Origin of the sequence: Virgibacillus siamensis, assembly GCF_039522605.1 — a bacterium.
Taxonomy (GTDB): Bacteria; Bacillota; Bacilli; order Bacillales; family Amphibacillaceae; genus Lentibacillus; species Lentibacillus siamensis.
In genome coordinates this window covers 181,538-207,060 of record NZ_BAAADS010000009.1, presented here as the reverse complement: position 1 = coordinate 207,060, position 25,523 = coordinate 181,538, and the positions used below count along the sequence as shown (strand labels likewise).

The window sequence follows — 25,523 nt, the reverse complement described above, 5'->3', positions numbered from 1 at the left end:
TCTCTTTCTTTTAGACTCCAAGGAATGTATATGCTTCTGTCTGGGCTTCAATGTATTCATATAAAGCATTTGCGAAAATCAACAGTGAAGTTGGAGCAAACATATTTGGTTACATAAGAATAATTTGATACATCAAAATATAAAGTACCTCATTATCTAGGAAGCCGGTATAACTTATAGAAATTTTTGATGGTAACCTTTAAAACAGCATATAAAGGAACCGCAAGCAGAACTCCAATAAATCCATATAATGCTCCTGCGACAATGAGCAGCAAAATAACGGTTAAAGGGTGTAAATCCAATCGTTTGCCTAACACTTGCGGAGAAATAAGGTTGCCTTCTAATTGCTGCACAGCTATCATTAAAATAAAAATATAAATAACCATGACTGGATTTTGTAGTAGGCCAAGCATAATGGCCGGTATGATTCCTAAAAGTGGACCAATCAATGGAATAATAGCGGTAATCATAACAAATATTCCTAGAATTGCAGCATAAGGGACCCCCAGAATCAGATATCCAATGTACATTAGAAATCCATCCACAAAAGCCACTGTTAATTGACCGATGATGTATGCAGAAAGTGTATGATCGATATCATTTAAAAGTGTCTTTCCTTCTTCATAGTAATTTTTTGGGATGAGCTTTTCAATTAATGACGCAAACTGGCGATCATCTTTAAGAAAATAAAATAAAATAAAAGGAACAATCACCAATGTTGTTGCTATCCCTGTTATTAAGGATATAATTTGGGAAATGTTACTGCCAATTCCATTCAACAAATTACCAAAATAAGAAACCGCTTTTTGTTTCAGTTCTTGAAACGAAAATGATTCAAGCTGAGAGCTGTTCACTAAATGTTTTGTTTCCTTTGTCAGTTGTTCAATTTTATTTGGAATTTGATTGGAGAATTGTTCAAATTGTTGGCTGATGACACTTCCCGCAAAATGACCCACAAGAAAAGTAAGAATACCAATAATAATATAAACTAGTAAGATGGATAATGATTTAGTCATATATTTTGGTTTTGAAAACAATTTAACTACCGGTTTTAAAATATAATAGAGAAGACCAGCAAAAATAATCGGGAAAAATAAAGTAGCCACCACTTTTTTGAATGGGGCAAGAAAGAAATCAATTTTTCCAAGAAAAAAGATAAAAATTACAATTAATATTGCGCCTGTCATGTATTTAAAAAAATTGTGGTGGATCCACATTTGCTTATCACCTTGTCTTTCGTATGAAAATGATTGGACCTTTAACCCTTATAAGACGTTGGAATTACAAGCTATATTATGCTGTTTTAATAAACAAGAATTTTATAGACACCGGTCAAATATTAATTACCCGGTGTCTTTCTAATTATATTATAAACGCACCAACGATCTAATTTTTATAGACGGATACCTTTTGCGTTCAGGTTGTTAATGCATTCTTGCAAATATTCCCCATTGTGTTCCGGATAAATCGGAGAATTCCCGTCATGCTTATTGCATGCTTCTTTCAATTGTTCATCCTTATAAGGGGGGCAAGTTTTTCCTCGATATGATGGGTTCTCCCATAATGGATCATTTTTATAGCCTCTCTGTTTCATCTCATTTATTACAATCATGTGGTACAAATACAATTTATACGGAGAGTAGCTGAACACGTAGTTAACCGTTGTATGATTTTTCCCCCAGGCATTCCCCCGTAATGCGCAACACTCTCGGTGCTGACCAAGTAATTGCTGCCTGGGTAATTCTGATAACAGCTTTTCATGCCATAACCGCATTGTCTGTCCCTCCTACTTGTCCAACTTTTTATTTTATAGCCGTGTCAATGACTTCTTAAATGTCTGGAATTTCCGCTTTATAGTTGGTAAAAAACTCTTTTATTAAAAATATCTCGTATTTGACCGCCTAATCTAAGTAAACTTGCCAGGCAACGGCGTCAAAACTTCTTTAGCAACATCAATCACGACTGGTTTTGAAGACTTGAATCATTGGAAAGATCCTCTGATTTTTTAATAAGGTATCTTCTTTGCTGCATTATTCAGCGACTTATTCATGCCGTACCTGTATAAAATGGATAACATCTTCTTTATTCCTAAAATCATTAGCAAATGCGTTATTGAGTCTCCTGGAGGCCGTAGATGTCTACCCCCATTCTAATAATTGTCTTGTCATAATTTCTCCGGTACGCTTATCCTTCATAACATTATTCTGCCTTTTACATGTATGATCTATAACCGCCTTTAAATCAAGAAAAACCTGAAGCTCTTATAAAGGTCTTGTTTGCCTATCTTATGTTAACTATCTTTGGTTTTGCTGCTTTCTTCATCTTGCTGATCCCGATAGTATTTGGAACGTTGGCTTTGTCGGTATCCATACATAATGTTTCGTACCTTTTCCTCGTTTTCAAGGCCGACCCCAATTGATCCCGCAAAGGTTGCTATGGAAGTGGCTAACCAGGCCAATTTTGTATAATTCCAGAAATTAACGGATTCTTTTAAACCACCTAAAGATTGAAATAAACCCGGCGGAACAAACAAAAGGACTGTCAGCAGGAATAATACAAAAAGCGTAATATAATAACATAATACTGCCACTGTTAAAGTAGCTATTGTTGTTCGGTTATACAATTTTCTGATAACCTTATCATTATTTATAGCTGGCTTTTCCCACAGATTATGAGACACGATAATCCACACCACAATACTAAAGATTGCGCCAACCATTAAACCTAAAAAGCGTAAGAGTTCGAATGCTCCGCTTAACTTCCATAAAGTAGGAAAAATAAGGCCGTAAGCCCCTGTTGCAAAAGCCACTGCAACGATAGGCTTAAATGATGGAATAATACCCCACGGGCGGTTTGCATATGTCATCCCGGCTAAAACACGCAGTTTTGCCTGAAAACGTGGACGAATAACGAGATGCAGATCCATTTTTTTACCCATAGGAGTTGAATGTTCACGACGAATCAGTGAAAATAAAAATTGTCTGGATACAGTGTTTTTTTCACGATCAGACATGCCTTTTTCAGTGGTAGCAGCTGTTTCTTTATTATTCGATTGATGGTTGTGTAATTCTTTTACAACTTGTAGCAATACTTTCCTTATGCGGGCGGTTAAAGGAAAAGATCCAAATGCTGGAATCGATATTTGCCCTATTTGCCGATTATAATCACCATCTGCCACGACCAAATCCTTATCATCAAACAATGGGAGGTCTGTTAAACATATGGCAAAATCCCAGTTTTCTTGCTTTCTTATATATTCAGTCTCATCCATCAGTTCTTGTGTGTCTTCAGCTGAGCCAATAAGAGGGTCTGTTGTAACTTCAACAGACCATTTGACTTGATCTGAAACCTTTGCAGATAAGAAGTCAGGTAATTTACTTTTGAAAGTCTCAGCTAATTTTTCTGGCGCATCGGGACAAGGAATAAGCCCAACAGTTAATTGTGACAAGTACCTCACCTCCAATTATTCATATCTTAGTTTAGTTTGATTATTTTACGTTCATGGTTCCAATGGCTGTGTTCAGCGATTGCAGCAATGAATTATTGTGTGAAGACGTTCAACCATCATCCATCATTACACCGCTGTTACTGCTGAATTTTTGATTATCCAACCGTTTTTTGCCTCCGTGTGTTGCACTAATCACCTTATAATGTGAAAAAGTCTCATCAGCATGATATTGTATTATTTTAAGTGCAGCTTCATTTATATAACTATTTCCTGCGAAGTTACCTAGTTTAAATTCGGGATAGTTACCAATTTCAATTGACGCATATAAATCATGGCGATGGAATTAGAGTTTCAACTATTGGTTGGTGGTAAGTTTTTTAACCCGAATTCTAACTGCTGTTATTTGCCGCGTTCTTTGTTGCTTCATCATGCATTAATCTCCTTTCTAATGTGAATTTAACTGTTTGTCACGGAACGAATTACCTTGATAATTATAACAACCGCCGCGATAATTAACAGAATGTGAATTAGCCCTCCCAGTATATGAAAAGAGAAGCCTAACAACCATAAAATTAGTAAGATGGCGATAATTGTCCAAAACATGTTGTCACCTCCAATATAGGAATTGAATTGATTTATTTAATTTTATCTACCCGATTTTTTATGGTTAAACACATAGTGAAAGCTTACAATTCGTTAACTTACTAGTCTGGAAAGTGAAAAGATGTTAAATTTTACTTAACAAAAGTGTAAATACGAGAATAGTAGATTGACAAGTACCCACTTTTCCGTAATTCACTTACTGAAATATACTTTTTGAGAGCATTAACAACCAGCTAATTTATTATTGGAAATAAATGAAATTATGATTTACACTTACTTTACGAAACTATTGGGGAGGTTGGGTAATTGGATATAAGAATAGAATATGATCATCCGATTGAAGTGACATTGGAAGTAGTTTGTGGAAAATGGAAAGGGGTCATCTTGTGCAGATTGCTCAGAAAAACATTGCGTTTTGGGGAACTTAGAAAACAAATCCCAAAGATATCTCAAAAAATGCTTGCACAGCAACTGCGCGAATTGGAAGATGATGGATTAGTAAAAAGAGTTTCTTATAATCAAATTCCACCAAAAGTTGAGTACTCTCTGACATCTTATGGAGAAGATCTGGAACCGGCGTTGTCAATGCTTTCTAAATGGGGAGAAAATCATGTTGAAGTAGTGGCTGATAGTAAATCTATTGACCCGGTAAAAGAGTAGGATGTTTGTTTGGTTTATACCAAAAAACAAAAAGGGAAAAAGCATAATGATTTAAAACTATTTAACTATTAGTATACTTTGGTAACTTTTAAACAAAAAAGTGCCTACTTGTCAAAAGTTTACTCACCCCTATAAAATTTTGTTATAGAGGGGGTAATGCCACTCTGTCTGTACAGTCATTATCATGGGACATGACGTACATGTTATCTTTAGATATACCTGTTTTCGATTGTGTTTTTATTTCTTCCATTAATGCTGTATCATCTTGGAATTCCTTTACTGTTGGTTTCAATGAAAAAACTCCTGTGACAATTTTTTGTTAATTTGATACCCATTGTCTAGATCAATTAAGCTGGTTCGTATATTTGTTTCATGAGGATTAACATATTAGGCTCTTGATATATGGCTGATTGCTGTTTCTAGACCTTGAAATGTTGGAATGGAAGCTAAATCATAAGATCCTTTAAGACTGTGCAAAACCAATTCTGGTGTACAGCCAGAAATGTATAAATTGGCACCCATTAGTCCAATTAATTGATCTAATGAGTAAATTGTCCAGTTGACCTGCTCATTAAATTCTTCTACGCCGGATAAATCTAAAATTATGTATTCTTTATCTTCTGCTTCTAGATAATCACCAATTTTATTTTTCAATTGTTGCTGTATATCTTCATTAATACTGCCTACGACAGGAATAACAGCACTGTTTTTATCAACTGGTATGATAGGTAATGAAAGTTTACGAATATCAAGTAAATGCTGTTGCGCTCTTTCTTCAGCTTCTTTTTGTTTTGTGATGTCCTTTTGAATACCGATGAAAAAAGCTTTTTGTAGTTCTTCCATATAGACTTTATTTATATTTATTTCATTCCAAAAAGGGGTGCCGTCTTTGCGAAAGTTCTTTAATACAATGTGTACTTGCTCACCAGCTTCCATTTTTGAACGAATTTGCTTTTTTTCTTGTTCAGTTGCTGTGTTATTTTGTAAGAATCGACAATTCTGACCAACAATACCCTTCCCAGCATAACCCGTGATTTCCTCAAACCCTCTGTTAACATAAATTATAGGGTTATCATATTGCGTAGGGTCTGTAATGACTACTCCTACTCCAGCCAAATCAATTGCTTTGGAGATAAATTCATTGTTTTTTATGAAATTAAAGTCGCCTGAAAATGGCTCTACCATCCCTTTATTCTCTCCTTGTTATTGTTATTTTTTATTTCAAATAAATAAAGCTTTCTTAAAAACTAGCAAAAAACGAATCAGGCCTCAAGTAATACTATACATTAGTGGATGTTCTATTGCCTTAAGAAGACTTTGCTGTCTAAAACATGGTGTATCATGAAGAAGATACTGTTTCAATTACGGCTGGGCAAGTTAGGCTTGGGTAACAAATCCCATATTAGGTTTAATTATTTATATAATTGGACTTTTTCTGTACAAGTAATTTATTCAAAGATGAAACTTGTCAGTAAGCAATCCCTGCCCGTTTATGGAGAAGGGTGTTTTCTGTTAGCTCCTTATAAGCGAATGCAGCGGTATCTTCAACGGAAATTTTCGTGCCATTTTCGGGCAATACACTGTCAGCAGTGCGGTATTCCCCTGTTTCTTCACCCGCAGGCAGGTAAGTGGGACAGACAACTGTCCATGTCAGGTCTGAGTTTTTCAGCAGTTGAAAAGCAGTTAAGTGATCTTCTGCAGCGACTGTTGATTTACGTTTCGATTCATTTGTTTGAAAACGGTACAGGCCGGGCCGTGTTCTACTATTTAAAATACCGGCAGTCCCAATTGTTACGATACGGTTGAGTTCGTGCTCCTCCATAGATTGTACAATGTGAGGCATGCTTTTGGATAACGTTTGGTTTTTATCAGTGCTTAAAGCGCTGATCACCACGGATGTACCCGACATGGAGCGTCGGACAGCTTGCTCGTCCAACACATTTCCCTGAATGACAGACAGGTAATCAGACGTAACCTGTAATTTTTCTGGTGCCCGGACAAGTGCTGTTACATGATTCCGGTCTGCGATAGCTTTTTTTAAAATTTCCCGGCCTACTCTGCCAGTTGCTCCCAGTAAGTAAATGTTCATTTCATATGCTCCTTTTCCCGATGGCTCCAAATCGTTCTTCCAGTGTGTGATACCGAAATTGAAAGATATTCTGCAGTTTTTTCTCGATATTTATTTTGTGCATCAGTTGACCGAGTATGCCAAGCGGCAGTGCATAATGTATAATATCCGCCATTTCGACACCATTATCTGTTGCTGTGAAGTGGTGTTCATGATGCCAGAATCGGTATGGTCCAAAGCGCTGCTCATCGACAAAGTAGACCTGCTCCTGCGTATGGGTGATTTCTGTAACCCATGAAAGCCGGATGCCCAGAATTGGTTTTACCCGATAGGTAGCAATCATACCGGGATACATTTTCCCATCCGGCTCACTTTCTACTTGGAATTGCATCCAAGGTGGTGTTAATTCCGGCAGCTTTCCCGGGTCTGAAAAAAAGTCCCACGCTTCTTGCAGGGAAATAGGCAATTGCTGTTTCGTTCGTAATTGATAAACCTTCAATACATTCCCCTCCCATCAAAATAACGCTTGTTTTTGCCGCATATTCTAAATTAGTACTATAATGGACTCAGGTTAATCTTGGCAGAGTATAAATTACAAACTTCCTGCTCTGCGCATAAATACAATTAAGTCATTCGTCCAAAAAGGTTAAACTTCGTAAAAAAGCAGGTGACAACTATGTGCATCAATGCAAAACGAATGGATGACGAAAAACTGGTTTTAAAGACTGCCCAAGCTGTTTGGGCGGCAAATAAGTATTTTGTTTTGGCGTGCAGTCAACAAAACTATCAAAAAATAAGGCAACACTTGCGCCCGGATGTTAAAGAATTTAATGTTGCTTATCAACTGATGGAGGAGACTGATTCCCGCTTCCGGAATGTGCCGAGTGGGCAGTTGCCGCAAATCATTAATGCACTTCAACATATAGCCGGTTACTTTAAAAAGCAGCTGCCGGCTGGTGCGAAACACAACTTGAATGTGTTGATCCGGAAAAACCCCAGTCAAGCTATACGTGAACTTGAACAGCTGGCAGGGATCCACCATGTTGATTATCTGCTGTATTCTCGCCTGTGGGAACGTCTGCGGGAACGGCCATTCCACAAGGTACCATACAGGCTGAAACATCAAAGCAAGGAATTACCGCAATCTTCCCTGTATTGGATGGGCGATCATGTCGTCTGCCAGGTGTAAATTTATCGAAGGACATCGTCAACAGTAAAGGAAATATGCATGTGTTTTGGTTTAACCAATTCAGTATATTCCCAAACTCCTTTTCCGCCAATATAAAAGGAAATATAAGAATAACGGGCAGCGATGGCATCCAGTTCCTCAAGCAGGTTTTCGTTATGCTGAAAAGGGATTAATGTGCTTGCGGAAAATAATACTTTGTGTGGTTGAATTCGCTCAATAAGCTGTTCGATAGCGGTAAACTTCGGAGAAGCCCCAATTCTGGTTGTTCTCCACCCCTGCATTCGCATTTGCAGTAATACAATTTGCAGTGGTATCTCGTGCAATTCATCAGGCAGACAGAAACCAAGTGCATGAGGTGCTTGTGCATAGTTACTGAAATTTCGGCTAATCTGCGTTAAAAAATCACGAACTACTAGACTCGATACTATTTCCTGACTCTCATCCCATTCTTCTTTCTCCCACAAAAGCCCGATTTTTTCCAAGAAGGGCCGCACTGTGTTTTGCAAAAACAAATCAAGCCCATACTGATGGTTCGCTTGTTTTAGCAGGAACATCAAACCATTCTCATCATAAATTGTCCCTTTCTCAATCAGCTTTGAAACATAATGACTTGGTTCGACCAAGTTCAGTTTTTCATACCACCTTGCTTTATCTTTATTGGCCAATACAGTTTGTATCGCCGCTTTCATCGGTTTACCCTGATCTCGTATTTTTTTTAAATCTGTCAGCGTTATTAAATCTTCGTGTGTATAAACACGGTAACCATTGTTTAATCTTTTCGGCTGAATAATATGATATCTGTTCTCCCATTTTCGTATTAGCTGTTCTGAAAGCCCCGTTAATTGAGCAACTTCTTTAATATAGTAATGTTTCTCAGCTAAGTTTGCCATAGCGTTCATCCTTTTACAAAAGTAATTAAATTATAACATAAGATTGTACAAATTAAATGCATTTTCCTGAAAAAAAGTCTATAAATCTAGTTGAAATCATTACACTGTACAAGATTTTAAATTAATGTATAATGTTAAATGACAACAATAATTATATATTAAGGAGACATATATGAAGAAAAAAGTGATTGTGATTGGCGCCGGTGTAGCTGGTTTGGCAAGCGCAATTCGTTTGCAGCATGCAGGCTATCAAGTAAGGGTAATTGAAAAAGAGCACCTGCCCGGGGGGAAAATGCATCGAATTGAGCAAGATGGCTATCAGTTTGATTTAGGTCCGACACTGGTTATGATGCCGGAATTATATAAAGAGGTCTTTGAGTTATGCGGACGAGATCCAGATGATTATATACCAATGCAAAAATTGGATCCCATGTACAGGGTTTATTTCCATGATGACACGGAACACCCATATGATATCTCTTCTGATTTGACAACCTTAATAAAGACGATCGAGCAAATCAGCGAGGAAGATGCGGAAGGTTTCCTTGACTACTTGCAAGAGATATACAAACGATTTACGATTGCAAAAAAATATTTTATCCAACGTCCGTTCCGTAGTCGGGCAGATTTTTTTACCCCTTTCATGTTGAAGCAGGCTATGAAGTTGAAAACTTTGGACAGTGCCGATCACTTTATCAGTAAATATATTAAACATGAACGGCTGAAACAAATGATCAGTTTTCAAACCTTATATATTGGGGTTTCGCCGTACAACGGTCCTTCATTATACACGATGATTCCGATGATCGAATTTTTATATGGTGTCTGGTTTATCAAGGGCGGGATGCACACCATGGCAAAAGCAATGGAAAAATTGTTTCTGGAGTTGGGCGGTGATATCCAATACAACACGAATGTAAAGGAAATAACTATAGAAAACGGCGAAGCAACTGGCATTCGTGCTAATGGCGAAAAAGAGGAAGCGGATTTTATTATGTGTAATGCTGATTTTCCATTCGCCATGAAGCACCTTGTTAAGAAAAAGGAAGCAAAAGGAAAATATACAGATAAAAAGATAGACAACATGAAATACTCTTGTTCCTGTTTTTTATTGTACTTGGGAATGAATCGTAAATATGAAGAAATCGAGCATGTTCATAATTTTGTTTTTAATGAAGAATTGGACAAGAATTTGAATGATATATTTGCGGGCAATAAGCTGGAGACCGGTTCTTTTTATATATACATTGCATCTAAAATGGATCCTTCCATGGCGCCAAAGGGAAAGGATGGCATATACATATTGCTGCCTGTATCTGATTTATCTACAGCAAAGTATGAATGGAATGAAGAAACAATTCACTATTATCGCAACTATATCCTGGATTCGATGAAAAGGATTAAAGGGTTCGAAAAAGTTGACCAGGAGATTGTTACAGAAACCTGTATGACTCCAAAAGATTTTGAAAGCAAATTTAACGCCTATAATGGTGCCTGTTTCGGGCTGCAGCCAACGCTTTCACAAAGTAACCATTTGCGACCTCAAAGTAAAGCAACTCATTGTAAAAAGTTATATTTCACCGGAAGTAGTACACATCCAGGTGCAGGGGTTCCCATCGTGCTGTTGTCAGCCAAAATTGCTGCACAAGAATTAATTCATGATGATCAGGGAATCATATATGACTACCAATAATTAGGGAGGTATTGTTATGCACTCCAGCCAAACGGAGGCAGACTTTTATTTTTGTGAACAGATAATACGAAGTCGGTCCAAAAGCTTTTATTATGCTTTTTCAAAACTTCCTTCCGAAAAAGCAAATGCTGTCTATGCCATATATGCTTTTTGCCGAATTGCTGATGACTGCGCTGATGGCAATCATTCACAATTAAAAAAGCAACAGCTTCTGAAACAATTAAAGAAAGAACTGAATCTATTTGAAAACCGGAATGAGATGGATAAACCCTTATGGCGCGCACTCCGGCAAGTATTTGATGACTATGATATGGAAATTCAACCATTTTTTGATCAGCTGACTGGACAAGCAATGGATGCAGATTTCACCACGCCGCAAACGATGGATGAACTGGAACAATATAGTTATTATGTTGCCGGATCTGTCGGTTTGATGTTACTTCCTGTGATTGCTTCTAAAAATGCAGCCGATTTACGTGCAACAGCAATCGATCTCGGCACTGCAATGCAGTTAACAAATATTCTTCGTGATGTAGGGGAAGATTTTCACCAAAAACAGCGTATCTATTTGCCAAAAGATGAATTAGACTATTTTCATTATGCACCGCAAGATTTGCAAACCGGTGCTGTTACTAAACAATTTATTAACTTGTGGGAAAAGTTGGCTGATCGTGCAGAACACTTATATGACCGCTTTTTGCATAACATCAGCCAATTTGACCCTGACAGCCGTATACCTGTTTCGCTGTCTGTTCGAATTTATAGAGGGATATTGGATGCAGTTAGAAATAACGGATATGATTGTTTATCCAAACGAAATTATGTTTCCAAAGATAGAATGAAGGAAATCAGTACTACTATCAGCAGTTACTCTTAACTTAAAAGGAGTTGTGTGAAGTGCCGAAAAAAAGCATACTAATCATCGGCGGTGGACTCGGAGGACTGTCTGCTGCCATTTCCCTCGCGCAAAACGGATATAATGTATCTTTATATGAGAAAAATAATCACTTAGGCGGAAAATTAAATCGTCTGGAGCAAGATGGTTTTGGTTTTGACCTTGGCCCATCTATTTTAACGATGCCTAAAGTATTTGAAAAACTATTTGCTGCAAGTGGAAAAAACATGAAGGACTATGTTCCAACCATGAAGTTGAACCATCAATGGCGCTCCTTTTTCCCGGATGGCAATATTATTGATCTTTATGAGGATTTAAAAGAAATGCAGGAAAAAAATCCATCACTGAAAAAACGGGATATTAGACAATATCAAAAACTGCTTACATATTCTAAAAAACTTTATGACATGACTGAGAAGAGTTACTTTAAGGGTGCTGATAACACGAAAGACATTCTAAAATATAATGGCATGTTCAGCGCTTTGTCAAACTTTGATTTATTTTCAACCGTACATCAATCCATTGACAAGCGGATCAGCAATAAGCAATTACGGGACATGCTCGCTTATTTCGTCAAATATGTTGGTTCATCCCCTTACGATGCACCCGCCGTGTTGAATATGATGATATATATGCAGCATGACCAGGGCGTTTGGTATATACCCGGTGGAATGGACATTCTTGCCAATGGTCTTGAACGACTGGCTGAAGAAATTGGCGTGACATTTCATACTGGGAAGGGTATTGCCAAACTCCAAAAAGAGAAGGGTAACATAACCGGAGCCGTTTTGGAGGATGGTACAAAACTGACCGCAGATTATTACATTTCCAATATGGAAGTTATTCCGGCTTATGAACAACTGCTTCAGGAAAAGAAGCATTATATTAAAAAACTAAAAAAGAATTTTGTGCCAGCAAGTTCTGGTCTTGTCATGCATTTGGGAGTAAAGAAAAATTATCCGCAACTTGCTCATCACAATTTCTTCTTTGCAAAAAATATGAGGCGGCAAATGAAAAAAATATTTCATCGTCATGAATTGCCTGACGATCCAGTTATCTATCTGGTGAATGTAAATAAAACAGACCCGGGACAGGCTCCACCGGGATACGAGAATTTAAAAGTGCTTCCACATATTCCATATATTCAGGATAAACCTTTTACACCGGCAGACTATGATCGATTTGCAGAGCAGGTGCTTGTCAAACTGGAAAAAATGGGTTTAACAGAATTACGGGAAAATATTGTAACAAAAGATATATGGACACCGGAGGATATCCAGCGGGTCTACGGATCCGACCGAGGTGCTATTTATGGCACCTTATCGAATCGCAAGAAAAATAAAGGGTTTAAACACCCAAAACAAAGTGAACGCTATGATAATCTTTATTTTGTCGGGGGAACGGTAAATCCTGGAGGTGGGATGCCAATGGTTACATTAAGTGGGCAGCAGGTATCTGAAAAAATTGTCCAAAGGGATTCGAAACATGGCTGAGAAAAATAGTCTTGTTTTAGAAGAATTACTTAAAAAACAGCGTACGGATTATTTCAACAACCCCTATCCTTATGCAGCAAAGCGGAAAAAAATACTTTTAAAATTAAAGAAAATGCTCATAGACTATGAAGAGGATTGGATAAAAGCACTTGTAGCCGATACCGACAGGGCGCCATTTGAAGGCTATTCTTTTGAAATAGCAGTTTTATTAAACGAAATTGACTACCAATGCAGGAAGTTACGTAAGTGGATGAAGCCTGACCGCTCTTGGCATCTTAAATTAGGATATGTAGAGGCAATTAAAAAAACACAACATCCGTATGGCAGTGTATTAATTATTAGTCCGTGGAATTATCCACTCCAACTTGCGCTTATGCCTGCAATTAGTGCAATTGCTGCTGGGAATCGTTGTGTTATCAAAGCTTCTGAATATGCTCCTGCAACAAGTAAGCTATTGAAAAAAGTCATTCGACGGTTATTTCCTCCAAAACAATTGGCAGTAGTCACAGGAGATGCACAAACGGCTGAATTTTTGACCACATTGCCTTTTAATCTGATTTTTTTCACAGGAGGTCAGCAGACGGGGAAAAAGGTGGCACAACAAGCAGCAAGTCAACTTATACCTGCTGTGCTGGAACTCGGAGGGAAAAACCCTTGCATTTTGGATGAAACAGGTTTTTCTGAAGCTGCAATCAGGGAAATTGTTTGGGGCAAATTTCTTAATGCTGGTCAAACCTGTATTGCGCCAGATACACTCTTTGTACATACATCCGTTTATAAGAAATTATTGTCGGAAATTTCCGCAGCACTGATTGATTTTTACGGCAAGAATCCCAAAAATAGTAAAGACTATGGAAGGATATGTCATACGGCACACTTTCAAAAAGTGATTGATTTTATTGGTCAAGGGAAGGTAAGGCATGGTGGTAATTATGATCAAAAAAACTTGTTCATTGCCCCAACAATATTGACAGACATCAAGCCAGGGAGCGCCATTTTGAAAGAAGAAATCTTCGGTCCGGTACTTCCTGTTGTTCCTTACACAGATTTAGAAAGTCTATTTTCACAGCAATTAATTCAGCGTGATGCTCTGACAGCTTATGTTTTTAGCAAAAATAAACAGCATATCCGAATGATTAAGCGGTACATGCATTCAACTAGTATCAGTATCAATCAAGTCATCCATCACGCTGCCAATCCACATGTTGCTTTTGGTGGAACTGGGCGCAGTGGATACGGCACATATCACGGCAAAGCAGGTTTTTATGCTTGCAGCTACGACAGAACGGATTACAAGGCATATCATTATATGCATGTTCCAGATAAATTCCCACCTTATTCGAACAAAGATATGCGAATCTTAAAAAGGCTTCGCAAATGGCTGCTGTGAAAAATGAGTTTGTTTAGGAGGATTACCTATGCCGCTTATCTCGTTATCTGTCAGTTGGATTATCGTTATAGACATATGCGCTTGGACTTTTTTTCACTTGTTCATTTCAGTCATTTGTTTGAAACTGCCCTTGACAATTTTTCAGGAAAACAACTTTTGGTTTCAAATCTACTCCTGGGAAAAATCAGGTGATTTATGGCAACGCCTATTTCGGGTGAAATCATGGAAAAGCAAACTAATCGACGGGACTATTTTTCTTAAAAAAGGTTACGAGAAAAAAGCATTGCATGGCACCAGAGTAAAGGACTTGAGGAGTTTCGCCGACGAGACCAAACGGGCTGAGTTAACACATTGGCTGTCGATTCTTCCTGCTCCATTATTTTTTTTATGGAACCCGTTTTGGGTTGGCTGGGTAATGATTGTATATGCACTTGTGTTCAATCTGCCCATTATCATTGCTCAACGATATAATCGTGGACGTATTATTGAAATTTTAACAAGGAAATGAGGGGTATGCATGGACAAGAAAGTGATTGTAATTGGTGCAGGTGTTGCGGGGCTCGCCAGTGCCATCAGATTACAGCATGCAGGATATCAGGTGGAAATTTATGAAAAAGAACTCACACCTGGCGGAAAAATGAACCAAATTGAAATAGATGGCTATAAATTTGACCTGGGACCAAGCATTGTTATGATGCCGGAGTTATATTGGGAAATATTTGAACTTTGTGACCGTAACCCTGATGATTACATTCCAATGGAAAAATTGGATCCCATGTACCGGGTATACTTCCGTGATATTCCGGATGATCCTATCGACATCTCCTCTGACTTGACTGAATTGACCAAAACGATTGAATCGATTAGCGAAGAAGATACGGTAGGTTTTTTTCACTATCTCCATGAAATTTATAAACATTTTATTTTTGCTAAACACAATATCCTTCAACGACCATTCCGCAAGAAAGAAGATTTTTATAATTTATTTATGCTTAAGAAGGCATCAAAACTGAAAATAATGGATACAGCTGATCATTTTATCGGGAGGTACATCAAAAGCGAAAGATTAAAGCAGATTATCGGGTTCCAAACATTGTACATTGGTATTTCTCCGTATAATGGTGCGTCTTTCTATACGATGATACCAATGATTCAATTTTTATATGGTGTATGGTTCATCAAAGGGGGCATGTATACAATGGCATTATCTATGGAGAAACTTTTTAAAGAACTTGGCGGTGAAATTTTTTATAACAAACAAGTACAGGAAATATCTATCCAAAATCGGAAAGCGACTGGAATTATTGTCGATGGTAATAAAGTTTCTGCGGATTTTGTAGTTTGCAATGCCGATTTTCCATATGCAATGAAAAACCTGATTAAAGAGCCTGCTGCCAAAGGCAAATTTACCGATAAAAAGATTAAACATATGAAATACTCCTGTTCTTGTTTCCTCCTATACTTGGGCATGAACAGGAAGTACGAGGAAATTCAACATGTTCATAATTTTGTTTTCAATGAAAAGCTTGAAAAGAACATGCATGATATTTTTGAAGGAAAGAGGTTGGAACATGCATCCTTTTATGTATATATTGCATCGAAAATGGACCCTTCACTGGCACCCGAGGGAAAAGATGGTCTGTATATACTGATGCCAGTATCTAATATTGCTGCAAGCGATTATGAGTGGGGCCAGGAAACAATTAATTATTATCGCAGCTACATTTTAGATACACTAAAAAAAATACGCGGGTTTGAAAATGTTGATCATGAAATTGTTACTGAAACCTATATCACACCACTGGATTTTGAGTCCAAGTTCAATGCGTATCATGGTTCCAGTTTCGGTTTGCAGCCTACCCTTTCTCAAAGCATGCACCTGCGTCCACAAAGCAAGTCCTCAGACTGCTCTAATCTGTATTTTACAGGAAGCAGTACACATCCAGGTGCAGGTGTACCAATTGTGCTTCTATCAGCTAGGATTGCTGCACAGGAACTTATGCATGACGACAAAGAAATTTTATTTGACTATTCAGGTAACTGAGTCGGGGTAAGTGTTGTTTGATTTGTATCAGTTCGGAAAGTAATGGTAATGACGGAAAATAAAGGCGCAAAATGTACAAATCTTCGAGAGGTAATCTTTCGTAAAACCAATTTTCTGTGCTAAATACAACTAAAAAGGAGAAAATCGCATGTCAGTTTCTATAATGATTAATATTATTTTGGGGTTTGTCGCAATCATTTTCGGGGTTATCATGTTCTGGTCCTTACCAGTCCCTGCAAACCAAAATAAAAATGCTAACTTTCCCTTTTTAACTATTATTATTCCCGCTAGAAACGAAGCTGAGAGAATATCTTCGTTACTGTCTTCATTACAGGAACAAAACTTCCAGTCATTCGAAGTATTGGTTGTTGATGACCATTCTATTGATAATACAGCATCTGTTGCAAAGGCTTTTGGTGTAAAACTTTTACATAATGAAACAGAAGAGGATGGAGCGGGAAAATCGAGAGCCTGTTGGCACGGTGTACAGCACGCAAAAGGGAAATGGCTGTTATTTTTAGACGCCGATACACAGTTCTACAATCCTGACAGCCTTGAAGGTATACTGACTTTCTATCAACGAAAAGGAGCCAGGGGAATAGTATCTTTGCAACCCTTCCATTCAATGCAACACATGTATGAAAATCTCTCAGCAATTTTCAACATTATTGTCATTGTGGGAATGAATATATTTACCATTTGGGGACGCCAGTTTAAAACCGCTGGATCGTTTGGTCCTTGTATTTTATGTAACAGAGACGATTATTATTTATCAGGCGGACATAAAAAAATCAAAGAGGCTCTTATGGATGACTTGGCACTGGGACAAGCGTTCCTTGATAAAAAATTGCCAGTTTATTGTATGGGGGGTAAGGAAGTTATATCTTTTCGTATGTACCCTGAGGGCTTTAAAAGTCTTGTGGAGGGCTGGTGTAAAAGTTTTGCCGTTGGCTCAAAGTCCACACAACCTGTAATTATGCTAATGATTATCATTTGGATTTCAGGTAGTTTTATAAGTACCGGAGCACTAATTTCTGCCATTGCAGCAATGGAGGCATTGCCCATCATGCTTACTGGACTGTTATATCTTCTCTATATGGTTCAAACATTGCTGTTTGCCAAAAGATGCGGTGATTTCAGATGGTTTATTTTCTTCTTTCATCCTATTTTGTTTTTGTTTTTCACAGGAATTTATATATATTCCTTGTTCAGGGTATATGTTTTGCATTCTGTTAAATGGAAAGATCGGAAAATAGACGTTTAAAGGGAAGTGGCACCATCCATGTGCTATACAAATTTCCAGATAGAATTAATTGTATTATATTATATGAAGAGACAATGTAACAAAAGTGAGGTTACGTATGTTCACTGCTATTATTGTAAGATTACTGCGGCTTTTCCCTAATCAAGCCAAAAAAACACCGATGATTCCCTTGGAACTTGTAAGAACAAAAAGAGAAGTCTTAGTTGATACATCTGTTCAACCGACTTACATATCTTTCTATTATCCTTTAGGAGTGGAACAGAAAAAGCTTCCTGTCTACATCAACTTTCATGGTGGTGCATTCATAATGAATGAAAAGGAGATGGATGATCCTTATTGTCGCTTCTTAGCCAATCAGACGGGCTGTGTCATTCTAAATGTCGATTATGCGAAAGCACCGGAGCACTCTTTTCCTAAGCCAATTGAACAGGGCTATGAAATTATTCAATGGATGAAAAGAAATACGGATGACTTAAATATTAATCCGGAAAAAGTCATGTTGGGCGGTCAAAGTTCAGGTGCTAATATCGCAGCAGCACTCTGTCTTTACCTTGAAGATAAACAGGACTTTCAGCCACTCCTCCAGGTATTAGCTTGCCCTATTCTGGATTTTGTCACGCCGCATGCAGATAAACCAGAACCAGATAAGTGGCGTTCCAGATACCCACAGGTCGCAAGCTTGTTAAACATGTGTTATATTCCTGAAAGAGAACAAGCCGAGCATCCTCTGGCTTCTCCTGTCCTTGCTGATATTGGTGATTGTTTAGCCCCCGCTCTTATTCTTATTGCAGAGTATGACGCTTTTAGACCAGAAACAGAAGTATATTCTGAAAAATTAAAAGCAGCAGGGATAAATGTTCAAGCAGCATTATTCACAGGCTGTTCACATGCTTTCACCCATTTTGGTCCAAAAGCAAAAGCTAAGGAAGCTTGGGAGTTGATAGCAAAGAAGATCAGAGAAGAAGTTAAATCTCATGAAAATTGAAGTATGAAACGTTACTTGATTATCTATCCAATAATAGGGAGGGACAATGTAGGTACGTTTCATGTTTCACCTATGTCATATTTCTGATTAAGGTGAGAGGCCAGAGTTTCTCTTCCTCTACACTTCTTATGATAGAATAGTGGTTACAAGTGTAACAACTGAACTGAGAGGAGGCGTAATGTTGAAATTAGTTGGCGTATCAGGAACATTGGCTGGGGGTAAGACAGCAAAGGCTGTTTATGATGTGCTCGAAGCAGCCAGTCTGATGGATAGATCGTTAAAAACCGAACTGATTGATTTAAGGGATTATGAGCTATCATTTGCTGACGGATCCCCGCTTGCTTATTTCGATGATGATACTTGGCCTGTGGCTGATAAAATCTTGTCGGCGGACTGTTTAGTACTTGGTACACCGATTTATCAAGCTTCTATCTCCGGGGTACTGAAAAATCTGCTGGATCATCTTCCAGAATACGCGTTTAAAAATAAAGTTACCGGCATTGTTGCAACTGGTTTGTCCGAGAAACATTTTCTTGTAACGGAATATCAGCTGAAACCCATTTTATCCTATTTTAAAGGGTTGGTCCCTACAGGGAATGTGTTTGTTCAGAATGATTGCTTTGACCTGGAATCTGAAGAAATTATCGATAAGCTGGTAGCGAAACGACTGCAAAATTTGGCTGATGAGATTTTGTTTTTGCAGCAGAGTATAAATGGGCGAATGAAGCGATGAAGGTCGAGTGACAGCATAAATCCTGATATAAGAAAAAACTTTACGAGGCGCTTTTTTTAAAAGCGCCTCGTTGATATCCCTAAAGAATCTAGATATACTCCAGTAATTTCAACGCCGGTTCACTAGCCTTTTCAAGCTTTTTCCGTTTTTCGCTTGGTAATTCAGGCCAAGTGGCTGGTTTCGACCGAATCATAGAAGCACTTTGTTCAACCCACTTTTCATTTTCCTGAGCAGTCGCTGATTCCGGTTGTATAAATTGAATGATGCGCCTGAGTTGGTCATGCGGTGCCTTTGTAAGCGACTCATAACGGAGATAAAGTACTTGCTCTGCTGGTAGTTTAGAAATATTCTTTTCAGCTGACACCAAGGATGAAGATAAGTTTTCTCCCAAGGCCTCATACGACATTTCATAGTTATTGAACTGCTCCATGTCAAAGTAATCCGGGTGCAGCCATTTAAACTCACCCAAACGGGATATATCGCTATTTGGGTCCGTTGGGTCTTCTCCAGTAGTTTCCTTAGCCTTTTTTAATGCGGTGCCAAGTTTAAAGGCTTGAAATCGGTTGAAAGCCATCGCCGTTTCCCTGACATCGCGGTACAAAAAGATGAATTTAGCATCCGGAAACATGTCGATTAAACGATCTACAAAATGGACGGACACTCCGGATCGTTCCACACAAACATCCTTTTGGTATCTCCGCAGCAGCCATTCAAATAGTCGCTGGTACTGGCGGTCAAGCCGATCTTCCGGGAATTGGGGAACGACTGATTCCAATTCCTCATACAATTCGTCCGGGTTTTCCGTTATATGGGGAAGTGTCATCGCAAGAATAGCCGGTACTCCGGTTTTTAAGTTGAATCGTGATGTGTCTGAAATTTCATATAAAAATTCTTTCAGCCGCACCCCTTTTTGGATATAAGGTTCGATGTTAATTGGCACCTTTTTTGCAAGAAGGTCCCAAAATTGTTTTCCGTCCCATTTTTCCAATGACAATCCCGGCCAGCTGTTTGCTTCCGGATCCGGACCGGCAGCATTCATGTTGATGGATAATAAGAATTCCGAAAGACTAAGTATATTAGGGTGTAAATTAATACAATTTGATAAGGCTGTTGATCCACTTCGTCCAGTGGATATAATGAAAACCGGTTTTGTGATAATGACCATCTCCTAAATTCAGATTTCTATTAACAGCTTCTATATTGTAATTTTAATGCTGCTTATGAAAAGGTTCAATAAGCCGGTGTTCCCATATAGTTGTGTCCTGGCATTAATGGCTACCCCAGTATATAAGTGATTTGTACTATTTTTTGGCAAAAATGTTTCACTGTTTTCCTCTGGATGCCTGCATCGTTATTGACAGTATTTTAATTCGATGGTATTATATACTTAAATTAGATAATACGAATTTGAAATAAATGAATTTAAGATAATTTTTTTGATATAAACGGCAGCTTATTGATGGAGGTGAGACAATTGAGCGATGTTAATCCCCAGCTTAAAGCCTTTACAGTTCTAAATCGGACAGCACAATCCATACAGGATGTTCTTAAAAAAGACGTGGCTCAGTATGGTATGAATCTTAATGAGTTTGCTGTTTTGGAATTACTGTATCATAAAGGTGATCAGCCGATACAACAAATTGGAAGAAATATTCTGGTTGCCAACAGCAGCATCACTTACGTTGTTGATAAGCTTGAAAAAAAGGGATATCTTTACCGAAGAGCATGTCCGGATGATCGTCGCGTCATGTATGCGGCCATTACAGAACCTGGAAAAGAATTTATGGATGCGTATTTTCCGGAACATGAGAAAAAAATAGAAGCTGTTTTTAATGTATGGTCTGAAGAAGAAAACGATATAGTGATTGATTTACTAAAGAAAGCAGGTCATCATGCTAAAGAAATGTAGTTTAAATTTTTTTAACCATATATTCTGAATTCAGGATTTATGAAATAAGAGTATTTATGATAACACATTTATTAAAACTATTATGGAGTGATTTCATGGTAACACTTTACACGACGCCAAGTTGCACATCCTGCAGAAAGGCAAAAAAGTGGTTGCAAGAGCAGGGTGTACCTTTTAAAGAACGTAACTTATTTCATGAGCCATTATCCGAGGACGAAATCAAGGGTGTTTTGCGCTTAACGGAGGATGGAACGGATGAGATTATTTCGAAACGTTCCAAAGTGTTTAAAACGATAGATGTAAATGTTGAGCAATTACCAATAAAAACGCTATACAGCTTGATTGAAGAAAACCCGGGTATTTTAAAGAGACCCATTATTAAGGATGAAAAGCGTATGCAAGTTGGATTTAATGAGGATGAGATCCGCAAGTTCCTGCCAAGAACAGTTCGAAGGCTTCAATTACAAGAGGCGCAGAAAATCATTAACTAAAACTGGAATGAAGAAAACAGCAGGAATTGGACATATTACTTCTTTTGTTAGCTATCCGCAGGAAACTGCTATCACAATTGAACAATACCTGAACAGCTGGACAGAACTGGCTCCAATCGAAGTAAGAAATCTGGATTAAGTTCTGTCCTTTTATGCAAAAAATGGTGGGTAATAGAACAGTACAAGCATATATTTTGAATTAAGGATATACGAACTGATAATATACAAATTAGTAACAAAAGGCAAGTTGCTTTGTTAATTACTGCAGACACCCGTAATCAATCACCTCAACTATCTTAAACATTAATTTCAAAGGAGGTGGTTATTTACGAAAAGGATGTTAAAACTAAACAAAAGAAGGTGTAAATATAAATGGGTTTTTTAGACAAATTATTAGGAAAAACAAAGGAGAATGAAAATATGTCAAACGTTAAATTAGCAGTTGTATTTTACAGCATGGGTGGAACAAATTATCAAATGGCAAAATGGGCTGAAGAAGGAGCAAAAGAGGCAGGCGCTGAGGTTAAAGTATTTAAAGTGGAAGAGCTGGCTCCACAATCAGTCATTGATGGCAATGAAGCATGGAAAGCAACGGTGGAAGCAACAAAAGACGTTCCGGTGGCAACTTCAGATGACCTTGAATGGGCAGATGCTATTATATTCAGTTCTCCAACACGTTTTGGCAATGTTCCATCACAAATGAAGCAATTTCTGGATATTCAGGGTGGCATTTGGGCAAACGGCAAGACAGTGAATAAAGTAGTAAGTGCGATGACTTCTGCACAAAACCCACATGGTGGTCAAGAAGCCACATTGCTTTCATTATACACTTCCATGATGCACTGGGGTGCCATCATAGCAGCTCCGGGTTATACGGATCCGGTACTTTTCGGAGCTGGAGGAAATCCATATGGAACAAGCGTCTCTGTTGATCAGAATGGTAAAATGGTCGAGGATGTTGAAGGTGCAGCTAAGCATCAGGCCAAGCGTACGGTAAATGTTGCTGAATGGGTTAAAAACGGAAATCAATAAATATTTGAAGAGCCAATCGTAGTTGATTGGCTCTTTATACGATGGATCGTTCTTATTAACTGAATGTTATCAAACTTATTCACATCATCATTATTTATAAACGATGACATTTTCACCTTCTGTGCGCACATTGAAACTCGGAATCCGTTTATCCGGGTTGGCAAGCATTCGACCATCATTTTTAATATCAAATTCTCTGCCATGCCAGGGGCAGCGGATAATCTCGCCATGATGACAATAATCGTAATTACCCGGCTTGCTATCAGCAGTTGTTGCCCCGCAAATCATTCCTTTATCGAGCGGTGCACCCTGATGGATACATTGATTCAAAAACGCATAAAACTTTCCATCCGGTGTGCGGCACACTAATATTGTTTGTTTTCCAAATGCTGCTTTCATCATATCACCTGGTTCTATATCGGAAGTTTGACATACAATTTGTTCTTCCATGTTATTCATCCTCCGCTTTCGGCAATTTCGGATAAAAATTTCTGGCGTTTTCTGCAAAAATTTTATTCCTAAGCGCTTCATCCATACGTGGCAATGCCCGATGCGGTGAATCATAATCCCAGTGCGGATAATCAGTTGAGAAACAAAGCATTTCATCTGTACCCATCTGCTCGATCAGTGAGTAGAATTCCTGTTTCGTCAGTTCCTCTGCAGGCTGCGTTGCGAATCGTACCTGTTTTTTCATAATTTCACTCGGCTTTCGCTTCAGCCACGGGACTTCATGACGCAAATCCCGATATTGCTGATCCATCTTCCACATCAGATGCGGGATGAACGTATAACCGCCTTCAATCATCATGAGTCCCAGGTTTGGGAATTTATCAAATACGCCATTGAACATCATGTTTGTGATTTGCTTCATGTGGGCGGTCGGGATCAGCGTATGCCACTCGATAAAATAGCGTGGCCATTTGCCGTAATAAACAGGTGGCTCGTTATGGTGCATACCAATCATTAAGTTATGCTTCTCAGCTGCTGCAAATATGGGGTGGTAGTACGGATCGCCCCACATAATGTCATCTATTGGCAGTAATACCTGCACCATTTTCGGATGAGATCCGACACGTTCAATCTCCTTAATTGCTCCATCACGGTCCTGAGCCGCAATATGAACTGAACCGTATAACCGTTTATCCTGATTAAGCCAAGTTTCAATTTGCCAGTCATTATAGGCCGTCGCCAGCGCAGTTGCCATTTCATGCCAGCCATGCATAGAGGATGGGGAAGGATCGAGGGCTCCTGTTAAAATACCAACGTCATGACCGATTTCATCCAGCAGTTGTTCCTGCATAAATCCCAGGTCAGTACCTGCTGGCCGGCCATCCGCAAGTGCTGCATCAGCTCTGTCGACACCTGCAACGGTTGGCTGTGTATAAGGCATATGTTTTTCCTGCATCCAGTGACAGTTTTCAATATAATGTCTGAACGGTTCATCCAGCTTGTCAACAATATCACTATATTGAGCACGTTCATGAATATCTGTATCGACGATTGCTGGTTTTTTATGCCCCATAGAAATACCTCCTTCTGGTCGCTTCGAATAACTAGAATAGTATCAAAGTCATGCCACATTCACCAAATCCACTGACAGTGAATGAGCGGCATTTAGATCATTCAGTGAAGCTCAGTGAAGCTCAGTGACGTCCAGTGGCAATTTTTCAAATAACGTGTAATTTATTCTGATTGAACATCCATAGCTCTATGACTTGTTCTGGAAGTGATGGAATAGATAGTTGTTTATTCATATCAAATCGGTGGAAGCATACACAATGGATAAAAAAATTACTTTAGCTGAGGAGGATTTAAATTGACTGATAGTTTTTATGATAAAAGTCAGGCAAATAATTTAAATAAAGTGAAGGACCTCGCACCAGAACAGGCAAAGGCTTTTGCCGATTTTGATTCGGGTGTTTTCACGGAGGGTACACTGACTAAAAAGGAAAAAGAAATCATTGCCGTTTCGATAGCCCATGTAACGGAATGCCCATATTGCATTGATACACATACTAAAAAGGCCAAAAAGGAAGGTGCTTCGCTTGAAGAACTGGTGGAAGCTGTCTTTGTTACATCCGCAGTTGAAGCGGGCGGGGCTGTAACACACAGCACCAATATGCATAATGCACTGGCAGATGATGCAGATGATTCATTGTATGAACGCTCCAACTTGAAGAATCTCAAGGAACTTGGCAAGCATGCGAAAGACGGGTTCCAAGGTTATTCCGGATTTAACTCAGCAGCCATGAAGGAAGGCGAATTAAGCAAGAAATTCAAGGAAATAGTGGCGGTTGCGGTAGGTCATGCAACACTTTGTCCATATTGCATCGATGTGCATACCAAAGGCGCACATAAAGAAGGAGCAACAAGAGAGGAATTGTCTGAAGCAGTATTGGTTGCTTCCGCGCTGTTGGCTGGCGGTTCCTATGCACATATAGCGAATTTGATTGAGAGTTATGGTGAAGCTTAAAATCGTGAACCTGAGTCGTCGTAGATAAAATCTGACGGCTCTATTACATAACTATACTCTATGGCTTTCAGCTAAAAATGTCGATAGAAATATAAATCAAGGCTGTCTCCCCGCTAACATAGCAGGGGGACAGCCTTTTTTTATTTCATACACCAGGAAACTATAAAATTTAATACTTGTGGATAATTTTTATATTAATGAAAAGCCACGTCCGGCTCCAGCGCCCAGCAACTAGCAAACTTCACACTTCCTCACTACGATAA

The 25,523-nt window shown here is 38.6% G+C and carries 28 protein-coding genes; 16 read left to right on the top strand and 12 right to left on the bottom strand.

Going from position 1 to position 25,523, the window contains the following annotated elements; translation table 11 throughout:
- Positions 1-152: 152 nt before the first annotated feature.
- The 4 genes from ABD010_RS07265 to ABD010_RS07250 form a co-directional block, all read right to left on the bottom strand.
- Complete coding sequence (locus ABD010_RS07265; RefSeq protein ID WP_343811600.1) at positions 153-1,217, bottom strand: AI-2E family transporter; 1,065 nt, start codon at positions 1,215-1,217, stop codon at positions 153-155.
- Between the two features lie 176 nt (positions 1,218-1,393).
- Positions 1,394-1,774, bottom strand: a complete 381-nt coding sequence (locus tag ABD010_RS07260) for a TIGR02328 family protein (RefSeq protein WP_343811599.1) — start codon at positions 1,772-1,774, stop codon at positions 1,394-1,396.
- A gap of 516 nt (positions 1,775-2,290) precedes the next feature.
- Positions 2,291-3,448 carry a hypothetical protein gene (locus ABD010_RS07255; RefSeq protein WP_343811598.1) on the bottom strand — a complete coding sequence of 386 codons (1,158 nt, stop codon included), beginning with the start codon at positions 3,446-3,448 and terminating at the stop codon, positions 2,291-2,293.
- A gap of 456 nt (positions 3,449-3,904) precedes the next feature.
- On the bottom strand, positions 3,905-4,051 hold the full coding sequence (locus ABD010_RS07250) for a lmo0937 family membrane protein (protein ID WP_343811597.1): 147 nt from the start codon (positions 4,049-4,051) through the stop codon (positions 3,905-3,907).
- Positions 4,052-4,363: 312 nt separating this feature from the next.
- Between ABD010_RS07250 and ABD010_RS07245 the strand changes: the two genes are divergently transcribed.
- Positions 4,364-4,711, top strand: a complete 348-nt coding sequence (locus ABD010_RS07245; protein WP_343811659.1) for a winged helix-turn-helix transcriptional regulator — start codon at positions 4,364-4,366, stop codon at positions 4,709-4,711.
- Positions 4,712-4,853: 142 nt separating this feature from the next.
- Here ABD010_RS07245 and ABD010_RS07240 read toward each other — a convergent pair whose 3' ends face one another.
- From ABD010_RS07240 to ABD010_RS07225, 4 genes are all read right to left on the bottom strand, one after another.
- On the bottom strand, positions 4,854-5,003 hold the full coding sequence (locus ABD010_RS07240) for a general stress protein (RefSeq protein ID WP_343811596.1): 150 nt from the start codon (positions 5,001-5,003) through the stop codon (positions 4,854-4,856).
- 95 nt (positions 5,004-5,098) lie between these two features.
- On the bottom strand, positions 5,099-5,896 hold the full coding sequence (ytvA, locus tag ABD010_RS07235; RefSeq protein ID WP_343811595.1) for a YtvA family blue-light photoreceptor: 798 nt from the start codon (positions 5,894-5,896) through the stop codon (positions 5,099-5,101).
- A 283-nt stretch (positions 5,897-6,179) separates the two neighbouring features.
- A complete protein-coding gene (locus ABD010_RS07230; RefSeq protein ID WP_343811594.1) occupies positions 6,180-6,800 on the bottom strand; it encodes an NAD(P)-dependent oxidoreductase in 621 nt (206 codons plus the stop codon).
- Between the two features lies 1 nt (position 6,801).
- The gene (locus ABD010_RS07225; protein WP_343811593.1) at positions 6,802-7,278 is read right to left on the bottom strand and encodes an SRPBCC family protein; all 477 of its coding nucleotides are present in this window, start codon (positions 7,276-7,278) and stop codon (positions 6,802-6,804) included.
- Between the two features lie 177 nt (positions 7,279-7,455).
- Between ABD010_RS07225 and ABD010_RS07220 the strand changes: the two genes are divergently transcribed.
- Positions 7,456-7,968, top strand: a complete 513-nt coding sequence (locus ABD010_RS07220; protein WP_343811592.1) for a DUF1722 domain-containing protein — start codon at positions 7,456-7,458, stop codon at positions 7,966-7,968.
- 2 nt (positions 7,969-7,970) lie between these two features.
- On the opposite strand, the gene ABD010_RS07215 is transcribed toward ABD010_RS07220, so the two are convergent.
- Positions 7,971-8,858 (bottom strand): MerR family transcriptional regulator, encoded by an 888-nt coding sequence (locus ABD010_RS07215; protein WP_343811591.1) that lies wholly within the window; start codon positions 8,856-8,858, stop codon positions 7,971-7,973.
- 172 nt (positions 8,859-9,030) lie between these two features.
- On the opposite strand from ABD010_RS07215, the gene ABD010_RS07210 reads away from it, so the two are divergent.
- The 9 genes from ABD010_RS07210 to ABD010_RS07170 all read left to right on the top strand — a co-directional run bounded on the left by ABD010_RS07210 (position 9,031) and on the right by ABD010_RS07170 (position 19,355).
- On the top strand, positions 9,031-10,551 hold the full coding sequence (locus ABD010_RS07210) for a phytoene desaturase family protein (RefSeq protein ID WP_343811590.1): 1,521 nt from the start codon (positions 9,031-9,033) through the stop codon (positions 10,549-10,551).
- Positions 10,552-10,567: 16 nt separating this feature from the next.
- On the top strand, positions 10,568-11,428 hold the full coding sequence (locus ABD010_RS07205) for a phytoene/squalene synthase family protein (RefSeq protein WP_343811589.1): 861 nt from the start codon (positions 10,568-10,570) through the stop codon (positions 11,426-11,428).
- Between the two features lie 20 nt (positions 11,429-11,448).
- The gene (locus tag ABD010_RS07200; RefSeq protein ID WP_343811588.1) at positions 11,449-12,939 is read left to right on the top strand and encodes a phytoene desaturase family protein; all 1,491 of its coding nucleotides are present in this window, start codon (positions 11,449-11,451) and stop codon (positions 12,937-12,939) included.
- Positions 12,932-14,329: an aldehyde dehydrogenase family protein gene (locus ABD010_RS07195; RefSeq protein WP_343811587.1), complete on the top strand. Its 1,398-nt coding sequence runs from the start codon at positions 12,932-12,934 to the stop codon at positions 14,327-14,329. Before ABD010_RS07200 ends, ABD010_RS07195 begins: the two co-directional genes overlap by 8 nt.
- Positions 14,330-14,357: 28 nt before the next feature.
- Positions 14,358-14,837 (top strand): glycosyl-4,4'-diaponeurosporenoate acyltransferase CrtO family protein, encoded by a 480-nt coding sequence (locus ABD010_RS07190; protein ID WP_343811586.1) that lies wholly within the window; start codon positions 14,358-14,360, stop codon positions 14,835-14,837.
- A gap of 9 nt (positions 14,838-14,846) precedes the next feature.
- Positions 14,847-16,373 carry a phytoene desaturase family protein gene (locus ABD010_RS07185; RefSeq protein WP_343811585.1) on the top strand — a complete coding sequence of 509 codons (1,527 nt, stop codon included), beginning with the start codon at positions 14,847-14,849 and terminating at the stop codon, positions 16,371-16,373.
- A 148-nt stretch (positions 16,374-16,521) separates the two neighbouring features.
- Positions 16,522-17,637, top strand: coding sequence for a glycosyltransferase (locus ABD010_RS07180; RefSeq protein ID WP_343811584.1), 1,116 nt, complete (start codon positions 16,522-16,524; stop codon positions 17,635-17,637).
- Positions 17,638-17,734: 97 nt separating this feature from the next.
- On the top strand, positions 17,735-18,622 hold the full coding sequence (locus ABD010_RS07175) for an alpha/beta hydrolase (RefSeq protein WP_343811583.1): 888 nt from the start codon (positions 17,735-17,737) through the stop codon (positions 18,620-18,622).
- A gap of 181 nt (positions 18,623-18,803) precedes the next feature.
- A complete protein-coding gene (locus ABD010_RS07170) occupies positions 18,804-19,355 on the top strand; it encodes an NADPH-dependent FMN reductase (RefSeq protein WP_343811657.1) in 552 nt (183 codons plus the stop codon).
- An 88-nt stretch (positions 19,356-19,443) separates the two neighbouring features.
- Here the strand turns inward: ABD010_RS07170 and ABD010_RS07165 are convergent, their stop codons facing one another.
- Positions 19,444-20,520, bottom strand: coding sequence for a sulfotransferase family protein (locus ABD010_RS07165; RefSeq protein WP_343811582.1), 1,077 nt, complete (start codon positions 20,518-20,520; stop codon positions 19,444-19,446).
- Positions 20,521-20,814: 294 nt separating this feature from the next.
- Here ABD010_RS07165 and ABD010_RS07160 point away from each other — a divergent pair, with 294 nt between their 5' ends.
- The 4 genes from ABD010_RS07160 (at position 20,815) to wrbA (ending at position 22,787) form a co-directional block, all read left to right on the top strand.
- Positions 20,815-21,264: a MarR family winged helix-turn-helix transcriptional regulator gene (locus tag ABD010_RS07160; RefSeq protein WP_343811581.1), complete on the top strand. Its 450-nt coding sequence runs from the start codon at positions 20,815-20,817 to the stop codon at positions 21,262-21,264.
- Positions 21,265-21,359: 95 nt separating this feature from the next.
- Complete coding sequence (gene spxA / locus ABD010_RS07155; RefSeq protein WP_343811580.1) at positions 21,360-21,755, top strand: transcriptional regulator SpxA; 396 nt, start codon at positions 21,360-21,362, stop codon at positions 21,753-21,755.
- 7 nt (positions 21,756-21,762) lie between these two features.
- A complete protein-coding gene (locus ABD010_RS07150) occupies positions 21,763-21,894 on the top strand; it encodes a hypothetical protein (RefSeq protein ID WP_343811579.1) in 132 nt (43 codons plus the stop codon).
- A 281-nt stretch (positions 21,895-22,175) separates the two neighbouring features.
- The gene (gene wrbA, locus ABD010_RS07145) at positions 22,176-22,787 is read left to right on the top strand and encodes an NAD(P)H:quinone oxidoreductase (RefSeq protein ID WP_343811578.1); all 612 of its coding nucleotides are present in this window, start codon (positions 22,176-22,178) and stop codon (positions 22,785-22,787) included.
- 90 nt (positions 22,788-22,877) lie between these two features.
- On the opposite strand, the gene ABD010_RS07140 is transcribed toward wrbA, so the two are convergent.
- Entirely contained in the window at positions 22,878-23,237 is a 360-nt protein-coding gene (locus tag ABD010_RS07140) for a Rieske (2Fe-2S) protein (protein WP_343811577.1), read from the bottom strand.
- Between the two features lies 1 nt (position 23,238).
- Positions 23,239-24,309, bottom strand: coding sequence for an amidohydrolase family protein (locus ABD010_RS07135; RefSeq protein WP_343811576.1), 1,071 nt, complete (start codon positions 24,307-24,309; stop codon positions 23,239-23,241).
- A gap of 294 nt (positions 24,310-24,603) precedes the next feature.
- Between ABD010_RS07135 and ABD010_RS07130 the strand changes: the two genes are divergently transcribed.
- The gene (locus ABD010_RS07130; protein WP_343811575.1) at positions 24,604-25,260 is read left to right on the top strand and encodes a carboxymuconolactone decarboxylase family protein; all 657 of its coding nucleotides are present in this window, start codon (positions 24,604-24,606) and stop codon (positions 25,258-25,260) included.
- Positions 25,261-25,523: the final 263 nt, after the last annotated feature.

Excerpts from the sequence above, each read along its gene's own strand:
- ABD010_RS07185 (WP_343811585.1), top strand. The coding sequence starts at position 14,847 with ATGGACAAGAAAGTGATTGTAATTGGTGCAGGTGTTGCGGGGCTCGCC.
- ABD010_RS07160 (WP_343811581.1), top strand. The coding sequence starts at position 20,815 with ATGGAGGTGAGACAATTGAGCGATGTTAATCCCCAGCTTAAAGCCTTT.
- ABD010_RS07180 (WP_343811584.1), top strand. The coding sequence starts at position 16,522 with ATGTCAGTTTCTATAATGATTAATATTATTTTGGGGTTTGTCGCAATC.
- ABD010_RS07205 (WP_343811589.1), top strand. The coding sequence starts at position 10,568 with ATGCACTCCAGCCAAACGGAGGCAGACTTTTATTTTTGTGAACAGATA.
- spxA (WP_343811580.1), top strand. The coding sequence starts at position 21,360 with ATGGTAACACTTTACACGACGCCAAGTTGCACATCCTGCAGAAAGGCA.
- ABD010_RS07175 (WP_343811583.1), top strand. The coding sequence starts at position 17,735 with ATGTTCACTGCTATTATTGTAAGATTACTGCGGCTTTTCCCTAATCAA.
- ABD010_RS07220 (WP_343811592.1), top strand. The coding sequence starts at position 7,456 with ATGTGCATCAATGCAAAACGAATGGATGACGAAAAACTGGTTTTAAAG.
- ABD010_RS07230 (WP_343811594.1), bottom strand. The coding sequence starts at position 6,800 with ATGAACATTTACTTACTGGGAGCAACTGGCAGAGTAGGCCGGGAAATT.
- ABD010_RS07265 (WP_343811600.1), bottom strand. The coding sequence starts at position 1,217 with ATGTGGATCCACCACAATTTTTTTAAATACATGACAGGCGCAATATTA.
- ABD010_RS07190 (WP_343811586.1), top strand. The coding sequence starts at position 14,358 with ATGCCGCTTATCTCGTTATCTGTCAGTTGGATTATCGTTATAGACATA.
- ABD010_RS07165 (WP_343811582.1), bottom strand. The coding sequence starts at position 20,520 with ATGGTCATTATCACAAAACCGGTTTTCATTATATCCACTGGACGAAGT.
- ABD010_RS07210 (WP_343811590.1), top strand. The coding sequence starts at position 9,031 with ATGAAGAAAAAAGTGATTGTGATTGGCGCCGGTGTAGCTGGTTTGGCA.
- ABD010_RS07215 (WP_343811591.1), bottom strand. The coding sequence starts at position 8,858 with ATGGCAAACTTAGCTGAGAAACATTACTATATTAAAGAAGTTGCTCAA.
- ABD010_RS07150 (WP_343811579.1), top strand. The coding sequence starts at position 21,763 with ATGAAGAAAACAGCAGGAATTGGACATATTACTTCTTTTGTTAGCTAT.
- ABD010_RS07195 (WP_343811587.1), top strand. The coding sequence starts at position 12,932 with ATGGCTGAGAAAAATAGTCTTGTTTTAGAAGAATTACTTAAAAAACAG.
- ABD010_RS07140 (WP_343811577.1), bottom strand. The coding sequence starts at position 23,237 with ATGGAAGAACAAATTGTATGTCAAACTTCCGATATAGAACCAGGTGAT.
- ABD010_RS07260 (WP_343811599.1), bottom strand. The coding sequence starts at position 1,774 with ATGCGGTTATGGCATGAAAAGCTGTTATCAGAATTACCCAGGCAGCAA.
- ytvA (WP_343811595.1), bottom strand. The coding sequence starts at position 5,896 with ATGGTAGAGCCATTTTCAGGCGACTTTAATTTCATAAAAAACAATGAA.
- ABD010_RS07135 (WP_343811576.1), bottom strand. The coding sequence starts at position 24,309 with ATGGGGCATAAAAAACCAGCAATCGTCGATACAGATATTCATGAACGT.
- ABD010_RS07250 (WP_343811597.1), bottom strand. The coding sequence starts at position 4,051 with ATGTTTTGGACAATTATCGCCATCTTACTAATTTTATGGTTGTTAGGC.
- wrbA (WP_343811578.1), top strand. The coding sequence starts at position 22,176 with ATGTCAAACGTTAAATTAGCAGTTGTATTTTACAGCATGGGTGGAACA.